Source organism: Furfurilactobacillus curtus (assembly GCF_054657915.1).
Genome location: NZ_BAAHXU010000001.1, coordinates 1,019,961 through 1,036,732, shown reverse-complemented (window position 1 = coordinate 1,036,732; position 16,772 = coordinate 1,019,961). Strand labels below are relative to the sequence as shown.

Below are 16,772 nucleotides of genomic sequence, written 5' to 3'. Positions count from 1 at the left end.
AGAAAAATGTAACATATAGAAATTGAAAACCCAAAAAATAAAACCGCTTTCAAAATTATTGTGATTTAAAACCACTGGTAGAACTTGTTACATGTAGTTTGAATATAAATAAAAAAATCTGCCAGGTTTTGTGATAACCTGACAGATCTAAATTGAATTAAACGCGCGGTTCTTTTCTTTGTGCGACATCATAATAAGCGCCAGCTGCCGTCGTTGGTGCCCCTGTGTGGAAGTGCTCTGTACTGAGGCCCGGACGTTTGACTGGTTCAGGATCCTCTTTAAGGCATTCGAACCGCCGACCTGCGCCATCTTCAATGAAGAAAACGCGGGCATAGTGATTTTGACTGGTTACTTTATGGCAGTCCGTATGGGCCGTCCCAAAAATATCATAGTAAGTCGTAAGGGTAGATCCTTTCTTTATCGATAATAGTTATTTAACAACAGTGACGGTCTTTGCTGATTGGCGAATGACGTAATCTGCCACGGAACCAAGTAGATTACCAGTTAGTCGGTGAGTTCCCAGCGCCCCCATCACTAACTCGGTGACATCTGGTTCACTGACTGCGTCAACTAGACGTTGTTTAGTATTACCCTCTAGCACTTGAATATCAAGGTCGCTTGGATTTAAGCCTTGATCATGGGCAAGTTGTTCTAGGTAATTGTGCGTGTTTTGTAATAAGTGGTCATTTTCGTGTTCAATTTCACCGTTCATTGTGACATTGCGGGTAATGATGTCATTGGCTGTCACACTAATATTGTAAGGGTTACTAGTGGAATGGATAACACTCAATAAACGCAAATTAAGACCATCCAATTTGGCTAGCTTAGCGGCATAGCTCAACACTTTACCAGCTTCAGAAGAGGCATCAACGGCCACAAGAATTACTTTATTCATAATAAAGACCACCTTATTGTTAGTTTGTGAACAGTAGAAAGCTTCAACTTCAGTATAGCATTGCACGTGCCTGACGAATAATTTTGGGGTTCTAAGGTTTAGTCCTGAAGGGTAAATGAAGCATTTTTGCAACCGTCCTCTTATAATGCAGGTGACAATGTTTTATAAAAATCTTGACAAGGGGGTCAGAAAAATGAAATTAATCTTTCATGGTCATTCATGTTTTGAATTGGTGCTATCAACAGGCCAGGTATTAATCTTTGACCCATTTATTACAGGCAATCCGCAGTCCGATCTCACACTGCCCCACCACGTTGACGCAATTTTTGTGTCTCACGGCCATGCCCATCATGTCGGGGATATGATTGAACTTTCGATTGCTAATCAAGCACCAATTATTGCGGTAACCGAACTAGCTAATTATGCTGAGGCGCACGGTGCCATCGCTTATCCCATGAATTTAGGTGGCAGTGCCTCATTGCCATTTGGTTTTGTTAAATTAATGCACGCACAGCATAGTTCTAGTCTAACGCTGAACGGACAGACCCATTACGTTGGCGATGCTTGCGGTTTTCTTATTCGTGCGGAGGGTAAAACCGTCTTTTATGCAGGCGATACCTCTAATTTTGGTGACATGGGCTTGTTCGGTAAGGCCTTTGATATTGACGTAGCAGTGTTGCCAATTGGCGGACGCTTTACCATGGGTCCTAGTGAGGCAGCAATGTGTGCGACAAGGTTGCAGGCTAAAACAGTAATTCCCGTTCATTACAACACTTATGACACGATTCGGCAGGATCCGAAAGATTTACAAGCAAAATTGCCAACTGGTGTTGTGCAGGTGCTTAAATCTGGAGAGACGTTTAACCTTTAAAAGTAAGGGAAGTGTGTAAACGATTATAACTCGTACAATGTTTCGGTGCTGTATAATTGGCTGTTGGAGCATAAAAGATGAGGAGAAACTATGGCAAAAATAATCGCTTATGTACGAACGAGCACCAATCATCAAGACCTTGGCATTGAATTTCAGCGGCAGGCTGTTTCCAAATTTCATCCTGAACAAATTTTTTCAGAACAGGTTTCTGGTCGGAAATCCAGTCGCCCGGAACTAACTAAAGCCTTAGCTTGTTTAGAGGAAGGTGACACATTACTCGTCTACAAGCTTGATCGTTTAGGGCGTAGTGTCCGACAATTGGTAAATATCGTGGCTGAGTTAGATGAGCGTGGGGCACGCTTTCGATCGATTCACGATAATTTAGATACCGGGACAACGAATGGTCGGTTTATGTTTAATATGCTATCAGCTGTGGCGGAATTGGAAGCCGATATGATTAGTGAACGAACTCGGGATGCCTTGAAGGTGACTGATAAGCCACTTGGACGGCGGCGAAAATTGTCGCCAGAGCAAGAAGATAAAGTTTGCAACTTACATGCCAAACGAAGAGTGTCTGTCAGGGAGTTGAGTGAACAATTTGGGGTCAGTGAATCATATGTTTATAAACTTTCAAAAAGTCGTGAACTGAGATAGAACGAAGCTTGATCATTTTTGAATCAAAATATAATCAGTTCGACATTATTAAGGGTTGAGCGGATATGCGAAAAAGTTTATAATAGCAAAGTATAAAGATAGTAATGATTCGGCTGGAAAAAACCAACGTTTTTTCGATTACGGACGTGACAAGATTTAATGAGGGCTAAATGCCGTTATTATCAAGTTGTCTTTTAATGTCTGACGGTAAAAGAATAGCTGGAAAAAACGTTGGTTTTTTCCAATTATATTGGACGGGCTAGAGCCGTGATTCACTACCTTTTACATACGAGAGTGGTTGTTAGCTGGCCAGTTGACGAAATGAGGGAATGATTATGACTGCAAGAGATTATATTGGACGTTACTACGAGCTTGGTGCATTAGTAAAACAAGCGAATGTGATTGATTCCGGTGATTTGAATGAGAGTGCCTGGCGAATTTTGTTCACGGTCTATCAAAATGATAGTGTATTTGGTGTCAGTGAATTGGCCGACAAGTTACAGGTTCGTCGTTCTGTATTATCTAGCCAATTAAAGCGTTTATTACAAAGTGGTGCGTTAATTACAGAGCGTAGTGAAGTTGATCGTCGACGTGAGCAAGTTCATTTAACCGATGATGGCAAAGAATTAGTGTTGGATGGAATTAAGCGAACAGATGCGCGGTTGAATCAATTAACTGAAGATCCTCTTCAGCCCGTCGCTGATTATATTGGTAAATAGTTATTGAATATAGATAGATTGAATAATAAACCGCCCACCATGTGTGGACGGTTATTTGTTTAATCGGGTTAGATATCTTTCCTAAGGAAACAATTAATTAAGAAAGGGTAAGGGTTTGCGATCTCGTGGTCGATTATTTGTTTACCAACGGTGAGTTTGCTACTGTTAATGTCAATGGAATTTTAAACTTATAAAGGATTGTGAGGGCAATATTGTGAGCTTTCTGGAATTGAAGGACATTCACAAGTCCTATTATGTGAATAAAGAACCATTTCCTGTCTTAAAAGGCATCAGCTTAAAATTCGAACGTGGCGAATTTGTGTCGATTTTGGGTGAATCCGGTGGTGGGAAGTCAACGCTGATGAATATCATCGGTGGCTTAGACCGTAATTATGAAGGCGACGTGTTATTAGACGGAAAGTCAATGCATGCAGCTAATGATCGAGAGCTGGATAACTATCGCCGGCAAACGATCGGGTTTGTTTTCCAAAGTTTTAACCTTATTAGTCATCTGACACTCTTAGATAATGTCATGGTAAGCTTGGAAATGACGAATCTATCACATAATGAGCAGGTCAAACGCGCGACAGGTTTGCTAGAACAAGTCGGTTTGAGCGAGCACATCCACAAATATCCAAATCAAATTTCCGGTGGTCAAAAACAACGAGTGGCGATCGCTCGGGCATTGGCATCTGATCCAGACGTCATCATTGCTGATGAACCAACTGGCGCGTTAGATTCACAAAACACCCAAGAAATTTTGGAGTTGATGGACGGGATTGCTGAAAGCGGCAAGTTAGTCATCTGTGTGACTCATAGTGAAGCGGTAGCGGAACATGGGACGCGCATTGTCCACATGGAAGATGGCAAGATCAATGAAGATCGAGAATTAAAGCCGGCCTTTCCAGTTGAGGGTAAACAATTATCGACCCAGACTAAACATCTGAGTTTCCGTTCAACATTAAAGATGAGCTTGAAACATATGCAATATAATACCAAGCGCAATCTGTTGATTATCTTTGGTGGTTCAATTGGGATCTTTAGTGTCATTTTGATGTTGGCACTTGGCAACGGGGTCAAGGCCTATATGAATGATCAAATAACGAGTCAGATCAATCCAACGACCATTCAAGTGGCGAAGAAGACAAATCAAGAATCTCTCAAAGCAGTGGAAATGACTAAGGCGGATCGTGCTCGAATTGATAAAGTTAGCGGTGTCACGAACGTTGTGCCTGGTAGTTACGTCGCTAATGGGGTTCAAGTTGCTTATCAAGGCAAGACTCAAAAGATTTTCCAGTTCCAGACATGGAATAAAACGGAAAAAGTTCGCGATATCAAATTAGGTCATAAACCAGGAACCAATGAAATTTTGATCACTAAGACGACGGCTAAAAAGTTGAGTAAAGACTATAAATCGTTGGTTGGCAAAACTTTGAATTTCAGCATGACAACTGTTGATGATAATAATCAACCCGTTGGCTTACAACGCAACTTAAAAGTTTCGGGAATTATTAATTCTGGTACCGATGCTGTTTCTTATGGGACATTACAGAACATGTATACGGAAAAGCACGTGACTTTGCGGCCAAACTTTGCGGCTGTTTCTACGAAGGATGTGCAAACAACAAAGTCCGTTCAAAATAAGATCAAAGCATTAAAGACTAACGGTAAGACAGCCTTTACGATCACTGGGGTTGGGGCAATCTTAGATAGCCTAAATACCTATATTTCTTTAGCCTTCTATGTTTTGGCAGGGATTGCAGCTATTTCGTTGTTAGTTTCTGCGATCATGATTATCGTCGTGCTTTACATCAGTGTTTCCGAACGAACCAAAGAAATTGGGGTACTACGGGCATTGGGTGTTCGACGCAGTGACATTCGGAATTTATTTGTTTCAGAAGCCTTCTTTATTGGGTTATTCAGCGCTATCCTGGGCGTTATCCTCGCCTGGCTGGTTGAGTTGTTGATTAATCACTTTGCCAGTGGTGCCATCCACTTCGCAATCATTCAGATGACAGGTGGTTATGTGATCTTCGGTCTGTTGATTAGCGTCATTATCAGCTTGTTGGCTGCTTTGGCACCATCACATCAGGCGGCTAAGCTTGATCCGATTGAATCATTAGCTGTGGAATAAGCAAAGTTAACATTTTTAAAACGGCACTCGATCCAATCACCACTGTTAGTGGGGTTCAAATCGAGTGCCGTTTTTAATTTGAGCAAATGAAAGAACATTATTTTCGACCATTGTGGTAAAAAGTAGCCTACAATACCAGCAGAGGTGAATGATACATGAAATATTTAGCGAGCCAAAGTCGCGATATTCGTGAGAACTTAGCGATTGAAACCTATTTAATGGAACATGCTGACTTATCAGAGCCGATCCTTTATTTTTATATCAATGATCCTTGCATTATTGTTGGACGTTACCAAAATGTGTTGGAAGAAATTAATCAAGACTATGTTGATCAACACCACATTATTTTGACCCGGCGAACCTCCGGTGGTGGTGCTGTGTATGATGACTTGGGGAATGTGAGCTTTAGCTTTATTGCCCAAGATGACGGGGACGCGGTCGGTAACTTCAAGCGGTTCACTGATCCAGTGATTAAGGCACTCCATGAACTAGGCGCCACTGGAGCAGCGATGACAGGGCGCAATGATTTGACGAACGATGGCAAGAAGTTCTCTGGCAATGCGATGCACGCCGAAAACGGGCGAATGTTTTCTCATGGAACACTGATGTACGACGTGGATCAGTCGGTCCTAGCTAAAGCGTTAAAGGTGCCGGCGGATAAAATTGCGTCTAAGGGAATCAAATCCGTCCGGAGTCGTGTAACTAATCTAAAACCATACTTCAAACCGGCATATCAACAACTGACGATTGAATCATTTCGTGACACACTTGCTAAGCAAATCCTTGGTGTTAGCGATTTAAGTCAAGCCACGCCTTATGAATTAGACGCGCAAGGCCAAATGGGGGTACAACAACTGGTAACCGATTATTTCAAGAATTGGGATTGGATTTACGGCAAATCACCAGTGTTTAGCGTTCAGCGGCGCCGTCATTTTCCAGCAGGTACGGTAGAATTTTCATTTGACGTGGATGAAGGTCGCATCACCCAGATGTTGATTAGTGGTGATTTCTTCGGGCAGGCAGCGATCGGTGAAGTAGAAAAGCAGTTAGTCGGGACTCGCTATGATCGGCAAAGTGTTGCTGACGTTTTAAACAAACTGCCATTGACTAATTACTTCGGCAAGATTAGCGCTGATGAGTTGGTGGATTTATTGACAAAACAAGCACCGGTCGTTTAAAGCGCGATGGGTGACCAAAAAATCCGTTTCTTCGTCTTAATTACATTGCGAAGGAAACGGATTTTTATTTTTGCCAAAGTAATTGTTGTCCATATTGGGCTAACAGTTGTTGATGGATGACCTGCATCATTTTGGTCGTCGTAGGCGCTGTTGCTAAAGACTTATTTGCGACCACACACAAGGTGCGGTAGTGAGGCTCATCAAAGGGATAAATATTAACATCGCCAGTCACTCGCTTTAAGGCTAGATCAGGCAATACACCAAAGCCAAGACCAGCTTCGACCATGGAAATAATCGAGGCATCGTCGACTGAATAAGTGAGTGAGTTCGGGGTCACATTGTAACGATCAAGCGTCAGCTTTGTGTCACGGTCATAATCGGACTGCTGTAAAATGAAGGTCTGATTCGCAACGTCATTACTGGTCACGACCTGACCATTTTTGGGGACATAGTCTTTTGGGGTGATACAAAAAATTTCATCCTTAATTAAAGCGTGAATTTGCACGTTTTCTTCAATAGGAAGAGCAGAAAAGCCCACATCTAACGTGCCTAAACGAACTCGTTCGGCAATGTCATTGAAATTACCTTGATAGATACTGACATTGATTTCTGGATAAGCTTGATGAAACTCACGGATGATTCCGGGTAACCAATTCAGTAAGACCGATGAGAACGCACCTAGACGCAATGTCCCTTGGGTTAAGCCGTTGATGTTAGCCGCCTCTTGAGTCAGTCGATGTTCAGAATTAAGTATATCCTGAATAATCGGATAGACCGTTTCACCATCTGCGGTCAGCGTGACACCTGTTCGTCGTCGAATAAATAGTGGAAAGCCAAGCTGATTTTCCAACTGGCTGATTGAATGGCTGACAGCGCTAGGGGTAATATTGAGCGCTGTTGCGGCGGCTAAGAACGTATGCCGCTCAACGACTGTCGCAAAAACTTGGTACGCAAAAGATGAAACTGCCATGATCTGCCTCACTTGTCGTTTGTTTTCCTGATCATACCAAGAATGAGCGTAAACAAAAAGCCCTAGGATTTATATTTCCCAGGGCCTTTCTTAATGACATCAGTCACCGGTGTATCGGCCGAATTAACGAACGATAACCTTCACGTTGGCTGATGCCTTAAGATTATCTCCAATAGTCAAAGGGCATCACCTCCTTTTTTGATGTACACACTGTAACGCGTGGATGAATGGAAGTCAATTGATATGAACTCAGAGAGCGTGAACCAGTACGGGTGAGCCCGAGCACCAACGGACAATCGCAATTGGGCGCATTTTGCCCGGTTGTGGTTGTTGGTTGGACACAGGACTCAGGCCTAGCGAGCACGTTTACATTTAGGTTAGTGCTGGATTACTTAGATTGGCCTGCTACAGTTTTATTCACTGCCGACCAATCTGAACTTCACGGGCATTCGGCTGGAACGCCGTGGGCCTGCTATGAACCCGGAAGTACACCGGTTTCACAGTCAGGCCTTATCGTAAGCGAAGACCGCTAACGATAACGACACAGGCTGAGCCGATACCCGCTCCGTTCAGATTGGCCTACTTTTCGGTTTACTAACTTATATTTTGAAGCTAGACGCCATTTGAAGTCTACCAAGATTGACGCATCCTTGTGTCTGCAAAATAAACTGATCAGCGACTCAGTTGAATATTTTGCCAATTGAGCCTGGAGAATATAGATCGGGCAGAGAGTTCCCAACATTGGTGAAACGGCTTTGCTTTATTAACAATCATGAATTTCCATCACATACCTCAAAGATAAACATAACAGGTGAGTTGCGACGGATAAGCTCATTATTAACGGAGTTGTAAGTTTGGACAAATGTTAAAAATAAATGATAAAGGGCGATACTTGCCTTAGTTCGGAAATTACTAGTCGCAAGCGGTTTCAAACGGCTTTTTGGGCCACCAAAAATGGCTAGTCGTTAAAAAATGAGGGCACCCCCCGAATCAATGTTTACACATTCTGAAAATAACGGTACTATGAATTGGTCAGGATGGGTGTATCAGTTACTTCTTTACGGCGTGAACGACCTGCCATTATTTTGCTTTTTCTGATACGGTCATCTGTTCAAAGAGGGGTGAGATCTAAGCTGCGGTAGTTAGCTTGAATGGGAGCATTCAAGTGGAACATATCTCCAATCATTTTAGAAAGAAGGATATATTGATGTACTTAGTTGTTAACATCATTGGTGTGCTCGTTTACCTCTGTATTGCATGGGCACTTTCCAAGAATCGTTCCAAGATTAAGTGGCGTTCAGTTGGGATTATGGTGGTCTTGAACTTAGTCATTGCTTGGTTATTGACGAGTTTCACCGGTGGTCGTGATGCGGTTAAAGGTGCTGCTGACGGCTTTAACTGGTTGGTTCAAGTGGCTTACCAAGGGATTAACTTTGCTTTACCTAACTGGGTTGGGGCAACCGGGACGCATCCAGCACCGGTTAACTTCATCACTAGTGCACTACTGCCAATCTTATTGATTGTGCCAATGTTTGATATTCTGACTTACATCGGGGTATTGCCATGGATTATCAAATGGATTGGTCGTGGCTTAAGCTTTATTACAGGCCAACCAAAGTTCGAATCATTCTTTGCCGTTGAAATGATGTTCTTAGGTAACACTGAAGCGTTAGCCGTTTCAAAGTTACAATTGACAACCATGAAAGCAGAACGTGATGTCACTTTGGCAATGATGTCCATGAGTTGTGTGACAGCTTCCATTTTGGGTGCTTATACGCAAATGGTTCCAGGTCAATTTGTTTTAACGGCCGTACCGTTGAACTGTATCAACGCGTTGATCGTAACGAACATGTTGAACCCTGTTGACGTTGCACCAGAAGAGGACACGATTGCTAAAATCGGGAACGTTGCTGACGAACCTGGCGAAAGCGAAGCTGCTGCGCAAGAAACTGGCGCTGTAGAAGCTAACGGCAAACGTGAACCATTCTTCTCATTCTTAGGGGATTCGATCCTCGGTGCCGGCACGTTAGTATTGATTATTACTGCTAATGTTATTGCCTTCGTGGCTTTGGCAGCTTTAATCGATCGCTTATTGGGTTTGATTTGGAAGCCATTATCACTAGAAAGTATTCTTGGGGTTGTGATGTTTATTCCAGCTTGGTTGATGGGATTAAACGTTCACACTGCCTGGGACTTCTCTCAATTAATGGGTTTGAAGTTAGTAACGAACGAATTCGTTGTTATGGGTCAAGTGACTGGCAAGATTAACCATTTTGCTCCTCACTACCGTGCCGTATTAACGGTCTTCTTAACCTCGTTTGCCAACTTTGGGACTACCGGGATGATTATCGGTGCCTTCAAAGGAATGGTTGATAAAGAAAAGAACGACATGGTTTCCAGCAATGTTGGTTACATGCTCCTCTCAGGGATTTTAGTTTCACTACTTTCTGCCGGGATGGTTGGTTTATTCATCTGGTAAACTGATTTTCGTTAAGCTTAGATCAAAACTTACTCGTCAAAAATGTCCTCGATTATGGAGGGCATTTTTTGTTGGCTCAAATTAGGACAATCTTTTAACTATCAACCGCTGAAGTTAAATAATTTCTCAAAGCCAGACTCAAATTCAGACATTTTTAGGGACACGCGGTAAGCTTGAATTGTGGAAACGCGCTCGCCATCACTGAAACCTGTGCCCAACCCAAAATCCTGTTCGGGCTAAGACCGCCCGCTCATGATTTCCCGTTGGTGCTCGGCTTCACCCGTGATGGCTCACGCTCTAAAAAACGCGCTCGCAAGTCTTGAGTCCTGTGCACAATCAACAATTACTACTGGGTGAAGCCCAGCCGTCCGTAATTGTCCATTGTTGCTCGGACTCAAGGCGGTCCTGCTCACGCTCTAATCAAAACGCGTTCGCAAGACCTGAGTCCTGTGCCCAACCAACAATCACTACCGGGTGAAGCCCACCCGTCCGTGCCTGTCCGTTGTTGCTCGGACTCAAAGCAGCCTTGCTCACGCTCTAAAAAATGGAGGTGGCATCATGACCATTTTTAATGAACACGGAATGATCACGAGTGCCAGCTTGTGGTTGCCTTTAGGGATCTTATTTATTGGACTCGTCGTCATGGACTGGCGACACCAGCGGATCAGCTTCACGCGCTTGCTATTTGAAGGTTTGCTTTGCGTGTACTTATGGGTGTTGTTCGACATGACCTTGTTCCCGATTAATATCAGCCGCAGCACCGCCACACTAATTGCCAGTGGTGAAACATTTCAAGGGGCGATTGCAACCCATCCTTTGGCGCTTTGGTATAATTGGCAACAGCCAAGTAGTTTGTACCAAATTATTGGCAATGGTTTGATGCTAGCACCTCTGGTTTTGTTAGTCGGTGCACTTAGCGTCCGGATCCGGCAACTTCGACGAAGCCTGACACTGGCCTTCGCGACTTCATTATTTATCGAATGTACCCAACTATTGATGAATTATTTCAATCTTGGCGATCGAACTTTTGACGTCAATGATTTAATTTTAAATACCTGTGGCGGCCTAATCGGTTGGTTATTCTTACAGCTCGGGCTGTTAATCTGGCGGCGAATTTAGTTCGGCAATCTGTAATCAAATTGAGATATCAAAAACAATCGTTAACTGGTGCTAAAACAAGGTATAACCTGGTTTTGTCGCATCGGCTGACGGTTGTTTTATTATGTTTTTTTCGGTAAACTTAACAAGTACGTGAAACATGGAAGTTGTTTCACATTAAGGAGTTTAGATGAATCCAGAACAATTTGTCACTGCGTTGCAAGATCACGGCCTGACTGTGACCGAACAACAACGGACACAATTTGACCAGTATCTAAAGCTATTATTAACAACCAACCAGAAGTTTAATCTCACCACCATCACGGAACCAGGCGATGTTTACTTGAAACATTTTTATGATTCATTGACCGTCGCGATTTATGTGCCGCAACTCCAAACACAAGCTGCTTCGCTATGTGATGTTGGCGCTGGTGCCGGATTTCCGTCGATTCCATTGAAAATCATGTTTCCTAAATTGCAGGTAACCATTGTAGATTCACTGAATAAACGAATTGGTTTCCTGCAAGAACTTGTCGACACATTAGGGTTAACTAACGTAACGTTGGTGCACGATCGTGCCGAAACGTTTGGCGCCAAAAATGCGCCAGCGCGCGAGACCTTTGACTATGTCACAGGCCGCGCCCTGGCACGCATGAGTGTGTTAAGTGAACTCTGTCTACCACTTGTTAAGGTTGGCGGACAATTATTGGCGATGAAAGCTAGTGGAGCTGATGACGAATTAACACAAGCCTTGTTTGCCATTAAAACTCTCGGTGGCAAGGTGGCTCACAGTGATCAGTTTGAGTTACCTCTATCAGGAGATCCTCGTGAAATTATCGTGATTGACAAAATTGCGTCAACACCTAAGCGATACCCACGGCGACCGGGTACGCCGAATAAAGAGCCATTATTAAGCCGTCATTAGTGTGATTTGGAAAGGAAAGCAACGTCATGGCGTTTTCATTGTTCGGAAATCGCGGTAAGAGTGAAGAGAAACCGCAACAACGAATTGAACAAATTCCACTGACCGATATTGTGCCAAATCGGTTTCAGCCTCGACATACGTTTGATGATCAGGCGATTGTCGAGCTGGCCCAAACGATTAGTGACCATGGGCTTTTACAGCCGATTGTGATTCGTGAGTACGAGGATCATCAGTATGAAATTATCGCTGGTGAACGGCGTTTTCGCGCTGTCTCAATGTTGGGGTGGGCGACCATTCCCGCAATCGTCGAAACCATGGATGATCACGAAACCGCGTCATTAGCTTTGATTGAAAATTTACAGCGAGAAGCGTTGTCAGCGGTTGAAGAGGCGCAAGCTTATCAACAATTGATGAAGCTAAATCAGCTAACGCAGACTGAGTTAGCCAAAGGTGTTGGTAAGAGTCAATCCGCAATTGCCAATAAATTGCGATTACTAAAACTCAGTGATCCAGTTCAAGTGGCCATTAGTCAGCACAAAATTTCTGAACGCCATGGGCGGGCTTTACTACCGCTCAATGCTGAACAACAAAAAACAATTCTTCAACAGATTGAAGAGCGGGACCTCAATGTTAAAGCAACGGAACGCCTCGTCACTGATCTGTTGACAGAACATCCAGTGACACCGCGGCGACCGAAGAAACGATTACGCGGCTTAACCGCTGATACCCGGATTGCCGTCAACACGATTAAAGAGTCAGCAAAGATGGTTCGTGATGCAGGCCTAGACGTACATGTGCATGAAGAGGCCACCGCTGATGGCTATCGAATCGTGATTGATTTACCAAAAGATGGCGGGCATCAGGCATAAACAGGAAGTTATTTTTTAGAAGCTGAGTTATCAAATTAGGTTACAAAGGATATGAGGAGTAAACGTTGATGGGATACGTAATTGCACTCGCCAACCAAAAAGGCGGAGTGGGGAAAACAACGACTAGTGTTAACCTAGGCGCCTGTTTGGCTGACCAGGGGCAAAAAGTCTTGTTAATTGATACGGACGCACAAGGAAATGCCACGAGCGGTAGTGGCATTCAAAAGGCCACCATTCAAAGAGATATTTACGATGTTTTGGTCAATGAAACGCCGATCTCAGAAGTGATTTTGGCGACCTCACATCAAGGAATGGACATCGTTCCGGCAACCATCCAACTTTCTGGTGCGGAAATCGAATTGACCAACCTAATGGCCCGTGAAACGCGACTGAAGGATGCCTTGCAGGAAGTTATTGATGACTATGATTTCATTCTCATTGATTGCCCACCGTCGTTAGGTCTGCTTACGATCAATGCGTTTACGGCAAGTGATTCCATTTTGATTCCTGTACAAAGCGAGTATTATGCATTGGAAGGGCTGAGTCAGTTGTTAAACACGATTAAATTGGTTCAAAAGCACTTCAATCGTAGTCTGCGCATTGAAGGTGTCTTATTAACGATGTTTGACGCCCGCACCAATTTAGGAGCAGAAGTTAACGCCGAAGTGCAAAAGTACTTCGGGGATCGTGTTTATAAGACGATTATTCCGCGAAATGTGCGTTTATCAGAGGCACCAAGTCATGGATTAGCCATTATTGACTATGATCCGAAGTCACGTGGGGCAGAAGTGTATTCAGAATTAGCAGAGGAGGTCCTCGAAGCGCATGGTAAGTAAGAAAACAACCAGTAAAGGTTTGGGGCGTGGGATTGAGGCGCTCTTTGAAGATAATGGGCTAACGGAAAACCTAAATGATGTCACCGCCGAAAATGTCCAAGAATTAACGTTAACGGACATTCGACCAAATCCTTACCAACCGCGGACAAATTTTGATCAAAAGACATTAAAAGAACTGGCGAGCTCAATTGAGAAATCGGGGGTTTTTCAACCGATCATTGTGCGTCAACCGGACGCTAACTTAGCCCGTTATGAAATCATTGCCGGGGAACGTCGATTTCGTGCCTCAAAGTTAGCTAACAAAGCCACAATACCAGCGATCATTCGGACCATGAATGAGCAAGAGATGATGGAAGTAGCTGTTCTAGAAAACTTACAGCGAGAGGACTTAACCCCACTCGAAGAGGCAGAAGCTTACCAGACCTTGATGACTAAGCTCAACCTGACTCAGGCTGAAGTTTCCGCCCGTTTAGGTAAGAGCCGTCCATATATTGCGAACTACTTACGCTTATTGGGACTACCGGAAGCAATTAAGACGATGTTAGCCAATGAAGAGTTATCAATGGGGCAAGCAAGAACGTTGCTTGGTTTAAAGGATAAACGTAAAGTGGTTGCACTCGCTCGCCGGGTCGTTAGCAATGGGATGACTGTCCGTGAACTTGAAAAAGTGGTTGCGGAAATGAACAGTAATAAACCCGCGAAAACAACCAGGGCGCAAAAAAAGTCGCCTTATGTCCAAGCTTCTGAGAATCAGCTTCAAGAAAAGTTTGGGACAAAAGTGCAAATTTCTAATAGCACGGCTGGGCAAGGACATATCGAAATTGACTACATGTCTAACGATGACCTGACCCGAATCTTGGAAATTCTTGGCATCTCGCTGGATTAATGATGTGAAAAGCAACGGAGGAAAGTAAATGTACGATAAAGGCGACGTTGTGGAAATGAAAAAGCCGCATCCGTGTGGCGCCAACGAATGGGAAATTATGCGGATGGGTGCGGATATTAAAATTAAATGTTTAGGTTGCGGTCATCTCATTATGATGCCACGGCGTGAATTTGAGAAAAAGCTCAAAAAGATTCTCAAAAAAGCGCCTACGACCGACTAAATTAAGGAAAGTGTGAGTTTTAAACATGGCTTTAACAGCAGGAATTGTGGGGTTACCCAACGTCGGGAAATCAACGCTCTTTAACGCGATCACCAAGGCCGGTGCCGAAATGGCTAACTATCCATTTGCGACGATTGAACCAAACGTAGGCATGGTAGCGGTTCCGGATAACCGTTTGGATCGCATCCAGGCGATTGAACCAGCCGACAAAGTGGTGCCAACGACTTTTGAATTTACGGATATCGCCGGAATCGTCAAAGGAGCCAGTAAGGGTGAAGGACTGGGTAACAAGTTCTTAGAAAATATTCGGCAAGTGAATGCGATTGTCCATGTCGTTCGTGCATTTGACGATGATAATATTACCAGTGTGACAGGTACTGTTGATCCCTTAGAAGATATCGATACGATCAATACCGAGTTAATCATCGCTGATTTGGATGCCGTTAATAAACGGTATGCCAAGGTGGAAAAAGCAGCCACGAACGCTAAAGAAAAAGATGCAATGGCTGAATATAACGTGCTTAAGCAGATCAAGCCCGTGTTAGAGGCTGGCAAATCAGTGCGAACCCTGGAATTCGACAAGGACGAGCAGAAGATTGTCGATGGCTTATTCCTGCTGACATCAAAGCCAGTCTTATATGTCGCTAATATTGCTGAAGATGATATGGCTGATCCTGAACAATCAGCCTATGTTCAACAGATTGAAACTTTTGCAGCGACTGAAGGTAGCGGCGTGGTGGCTGTTTCTGCCCGAACGGAAGAAGAAATTGCTGAGATGCCTGATGAAGATAAACCAGAATTCTTAGCAGCTGAAGGTGTTGATGAACCTGGCTTGAATAAACTTATCCGCGCTTCCTATAAGTTACTTGGTTTAGAAACTTTCTTCACGGCTGGTGGTAAAGAGACGCGTGCATGGACGTTTAAGGCTGGTACTAAAGCACCACAGGCCGCTGGGATTATTCATTCAGATTTCGAACGTGGTTTTATTCGCGCTGAAGTGATGTCATTTAGCGATCTGGATGAGCTAGGCTCTGTGCAAAAGGTTCGAGAAGCCGGTAAGCTACGGGTTGAAGGTAAAGATTACGTGATGCAGGATGGCGATATTGTGGAATTCCGCTTTAACGTTTAGTCTGTTTGGCAAGGGAAAGGAAGAACAACGTGAGTGAAGAAAATCGGGAACGAAATGCCAATGCGAAGCAAACTCATCATGGTCAAATTCGCACAGATACAGAACAGTACAATAGCCTTGGTTTAACCAAACGTAATCAAGAATTTATGCATCAATTGAATAAAATTCTAGATCAGCGTGGTTTTGGCGGGGATAAACGAAGTGTTGGTGTGACTGACACATTGGCTAAATTACAAGAGGGTCAAAAGACTGGGCAGACGGCTAAACAGCTATTTGGCACGCCAACTGCATATGCGGAAATTTTGATCAATGGACCAGAAAAGGCTTCAGCAGCGGCTGGTGAACAGGCCGGCTTTTGGCCGACAATGGCAGATAGCGCATTGAGTATTTTGGCGATTTTCTCCGCGATGTATGGAATATTGGGCCTGTTTTCTAAGAGCCCAGCAGCTAGTTCTGGCCAAATGGGAATCGTCGGGATTCTGCTGGTTTCGGTTGTCTTCGGACTAGGTTGGGCTTGGTTAACGCCCATTTTGAACCCAAATGACAAACGCAAACGCTTGCCATTGTGGCGAATTTTGCTCTATATGGCCGCGCTATTGGTTGGAATTTTAGTCTTGTTTGCGGCGGTTAGCTTGCTACCACCAATGCTCAATCCAATTCTCCCAGCTGCCCTCTATATTGTCTTAGCAGTGGCCGCTTTTGGTGGCGATTTATGGATACGGCGACGGTTCAATGTAACCGGTGGGATGTTTGCCAGTCAGCGGAATCAACGGCGTCGGTAATTTTGTAGCGGCAACGATATGAATTAAGAAAGAGGAAGGATCCCGCCGATAACAGGGTATTCCTTCCTCTTTCTTAATTTGTCGACCACCGCAAACTCTAGTAGAATGAAACAAAAGGGGCTGTGCT

Annotated in this window: 16 protein-coding genes; 14 read left to right on the top strand and 2 right to left on the bottom strand. The window is 43.9% G+C overall.

The genetic code is table 11. The features are described 5' to 3' along the window. Positions 1–430: 430 nt before the first annotated feature. Complete coding sequence (locus ACYQ0Y_RS05195) at positions 431–895, bottom strand: universal stress protein (protein ID WP_407884965.1); 465 nt, start codon at positions 893–895, stop codon at positions 431–433. 193 nt (positions 896–1,088) lie between these two features. Between ACYQ0Y_RS05195 and ACYQ0Y_RS05190 the strand changes: the two genes are divergently transcribed. The 5 genes from ACYQ0Y_RS05190 to lplA all read left to right on the top strand — a co-directional run bounded on the left by ACYQ0Y_RS05190 (position 1,089) and on the right by lplA (position 6,451). Next, positions 1,089–1,766, top strand: coding sequence for a metal-dependent hydrolase (locus ACYQ0Y_RS05190; protein ID WP_407884963.1), 678 nt, complete (start codon positions 1,089–1,091; stop codon positions 1,764–1,766). Positions 1,767–1,856: 90 nt separating this feature from the next. Then, a complete protein-coding gene (locus ACYQ0Y_RS05185; protein ID WP_407884961.1) occupies positions 1,857–2,420 on the top strand; it encodes a recombinase family protein in 564 nt (187 codons plus the stop codon). A gap of 335 nt (positions 2,421–2,755) precedes the next feature. Further along, positions 2,756–3,139: a MarR family transcriptional regulator gene (locus tag ACYQ0Y_RS05180; protein ID WP_459935458.1), complete on the top strand. Its 384-nt coding sequence runs from the start codon at positions 2,756–2,758 to the stop codon at positions 3,137–3,139. 214 nt (positions 3,140–3,353) lie between these two features. Beyond that, positions 3,354–5,273, top strand: a complete 1,920-nt coding sequence (locus tag ACYQ0Y_RS05175; RefSeq protein ID WP_407884560.1) for an ABC transporter ATP-binding protein/permease — start codon at positions 3,354–3,356, stop codon at positions 5,271–5,273. A gap of 155 nt (positions 5,274–5,428) precedes the next feature. Next, positions 5,429–6,451 carry a lipoate--protein ligase gene (gene lplA / locus ACYQ0Y_RS05170; RefSeq protein WP_407884561.1) on the top strand — a complete coding sequence of 341 codons (1,023 nt, stop codon included), beginning with the start codon at positions 5,429–5,431 and terminating at the stop codon, positions 6,449–6,451. 64 nt (positions 6,452–6,515) lie between these two features. Here the strand turns inward: lplA and ACYQ0Y_RS05165 are convergent, their stop codons facing one another. Then, on the bottom strand, positions 6,516–7,421 hold the full coding sequence (locus ACYQ0Y_RS05165; protein ID WP_407884562.1) for a LysR family transcriptional regulator: 906 nt from the start codon (positions 7,419–7,421) through the stop codon (positions 6,516–6,518). 1,207 nt (positions 7,422–8,628) lie between these two features. Between ACYQ0Y_RS05165 and ACYQ0Y_RS05160 the strand changes: the two genes are divergently transcribed. The 9 genes from ACYQ0Y_RS05160 (at position 8,629) to ACYQ0Y_RS05120 (ending at position 16,645) form a co-directional block, all read left to right on the top strand. After that, positions 8,629–9,900: a NupC/NupG family nucleoside CNT transporter gene (locus ACYQ0Y_RS05160; protein ID WP_407884563.1), complete on the top strand. Its 1,272-nt coding sequence runs from the start codon at positions 8,629–8,631 to the stop codon at positions 9,898–9,900. Positions 9,901–10,458: 558 nt separating this feature from the next. Beyond that, a complete protein-coding gene (locus tag ACYQ0Y_RS05155) occupies positions 10,459–11,019 on the top strand; it encodes a VanZ family protein (RefSeq protein WP_407884565.1) in 561 nt (186 codons plus the stop codon). A gap of 169 nt (positions 11,020–11,188) precedes the next feature. Beyond that, on the top strand, positions 11,189–11,923 hold the full coding sequence (gene rsmG / locus ACYQ0Y_RS05150; RefSeq protein WP_407884567.1) for a 16S rRNA (guanine(527)-N(7))-methyltransferase RsmG: 735 nt from the start codon (positions 11,189–11,191) through the stop codon (positions 11,921–11,923). 26 nt (positions 11,924–11,949) lie between these two features. Next, a complete protein-coding gene (gene noc, locus ACYQ0Y_RS05145) occupies positions 11,950–12,792 on the top strand; it encodes a nucleoid occlusion protein (protein WP_407884569.1) in 843 nt (280 codons plus the stop codon). 68 nt (positions 12,793–12,860) lie between these two features. Continuing rightward, the gene (locus ACYQ0Y_RS05140) at positions 12,861–13,628 is read left to right on the top strand and encodes a ParA family protein (RefSeq protein WP_407884571.1); all 768 of its coding nucleotides are present in this window, start codon (positions 12,861–12,863) and stop codon (positions 13,626–13,628) included. Continuing rightward, on the top strand, positions 13,618–14,514 hold the full coding sequence (locus ACYQ0Y_RS05135; RefSeq protein ID WP_407884573.1) for a ParB/RepB/Spo0J family partition protein: 897 nt from the start codon (positions 13,618–13,620) through the stop codon (positions 14,512–14,514). Before ACYQ0Y_RS05140 ends, ACYQ0Y_RS05135 begins: the two co-directional genes overlap by 11 nt. A gap of 28 nt (positions 14,515–14,542) precedes the next feature. Further along, positions 14,543–14,734, top strand: coding sequence for a DUF951 domain-containing protein (locus ACYQ0Y_RS05130; RefSeq protein WP_407884575.1), 192 nt, complete (start codon positions 14,543–14,545; stop codon positions 14,732–14,734). Positions 14,735–14,759: 25 nt separating this feature from the next. Continuing rightward, complete coding sequence (gene ychF, locus ACYQ0Y_RS05125; protein WP_407884577.1) at positions 14,760–15,863, top strand: redox-regulated ATPase YchF; 1,104 nt, start codon at positions 14,760–14,762, stop codon at positions 15,861–15,863. Positions 15,864–15,892: 29 nt separating this feature from the next. Further along, complete coding sequence (locus ACYQ0Y_RS05120) at positions 15,893–16,645, top strand: DUF1129 domain-containing protein (RefSeq protein WP_407884579.1); 753 nt, start codon at positions 15,893–15,895, stop codon at positions 16,643–16,645. Positions 16,646–16,772 lie beyond the last annotated feature (127 nt).

Excerpts from the sequence above, each read along its gene's own strand:
- ACYQ0Y_RS05160 (WP_407884563.1), top strand. The coding sequence starts at position 8,629 with ATGTACTTAGTTGTTAACATCATTGGTGTGCTCGTTTACCTCTGTATT.
- ACYQ0Y_RS05165 (WP_407884562.1), bottom strand. The coding sequence starts at position 7,421 with ATGGCAGTTTCATCTTTTGCGTACCAAGTTTTTGCGACAGTCGTTGAG.
- lplA (WP_407884561.1), top strand. The coding sequence starts at position 5,429 with ATGAAATATTTAGCGAGCCAAAGTCGCGATATTCGTGAGAACTTAGCG.
- noc (WP_407884569.1), top strand. The coding sequence starts at position 11,950 with ATGGCGTTTTCATTGTTCGGAAATCGCGGTAAGAGTGAAGAGAAACCG.
- ACYQ0Y_RS05140 (WP_407884571.1), top strand. The coding sequence starts at position 12,861 with ATGGGATACGTAATTGCACTCGCCAACCAAAAAGGCGGAGTGGGGAAA.
- ACYQ0Y_RS05180 (WP_459935458.1), top strand. The coding sequence starts at position 2,756 with ATGACTGCAAGAGATTATATTGGACGTTACTACGAGCTTGGTGCATTA.
- rsmG (WP_407884567.1), top strand. The coding sequence starts at position 11,189 with ATGAATCCAGAACAATTTGTCACTGCGTTGCAAGATCACGGCCTGACT.
- ACYQ0Y_RS05195 (WP_407884965.1), bottom strand. The coding sequence starts at position 895 with ATGAATAAAGTAATTCTTGTGGCCGTTGATGCCTCTTCTGAAGCTGGT.
- ACYQ0Y_RS05135 (WP_407884573.1), top strand. The coding sequence starts at position 13,618 with ATGGTAAGTAAGAAAACAACCAGTAAAGGTTTGGGGCGTGGGATTGAG.
- ychF (WP_407884577.1), top strand. The coding sequence starts at position 14,760 with ATGGCTTTAACAGCAGGAATTGTGGGGTTACCCAACGTCGGGAAATCA.
- ACYQ0Y_RS05155 (WP_407884565.1), top strand. The coding sequence starts at position 10,459 with ATGACCATTTTTAATGAACACGGAATGATCACGAGTGCCAGCTTGTGG.
- ACYQ0Y_RS05185 (WP_407884961.1), top strand. The coding sequence starts at position 1,857 with ATGGCAAAAATAATCGCTTATGTACGAACGAGCACCAATCATCAAGAC.
- ACYQ0Y_RS05130 (WP_407884575.1), top strand. The coding sequence starts at position 14,543 with ATGTACGATAAAGGCGACGTTGTGGAAATGAAAAAGCCGCATCCGTGT.
- ACYQ0Y_RS05190 (WP_407884963.1), top strand. The coding sequence starts at position 1,089 with ATGAAATTAATCTTTCATGGTCATTCATGTTTTGAATTGGTGCTATCA.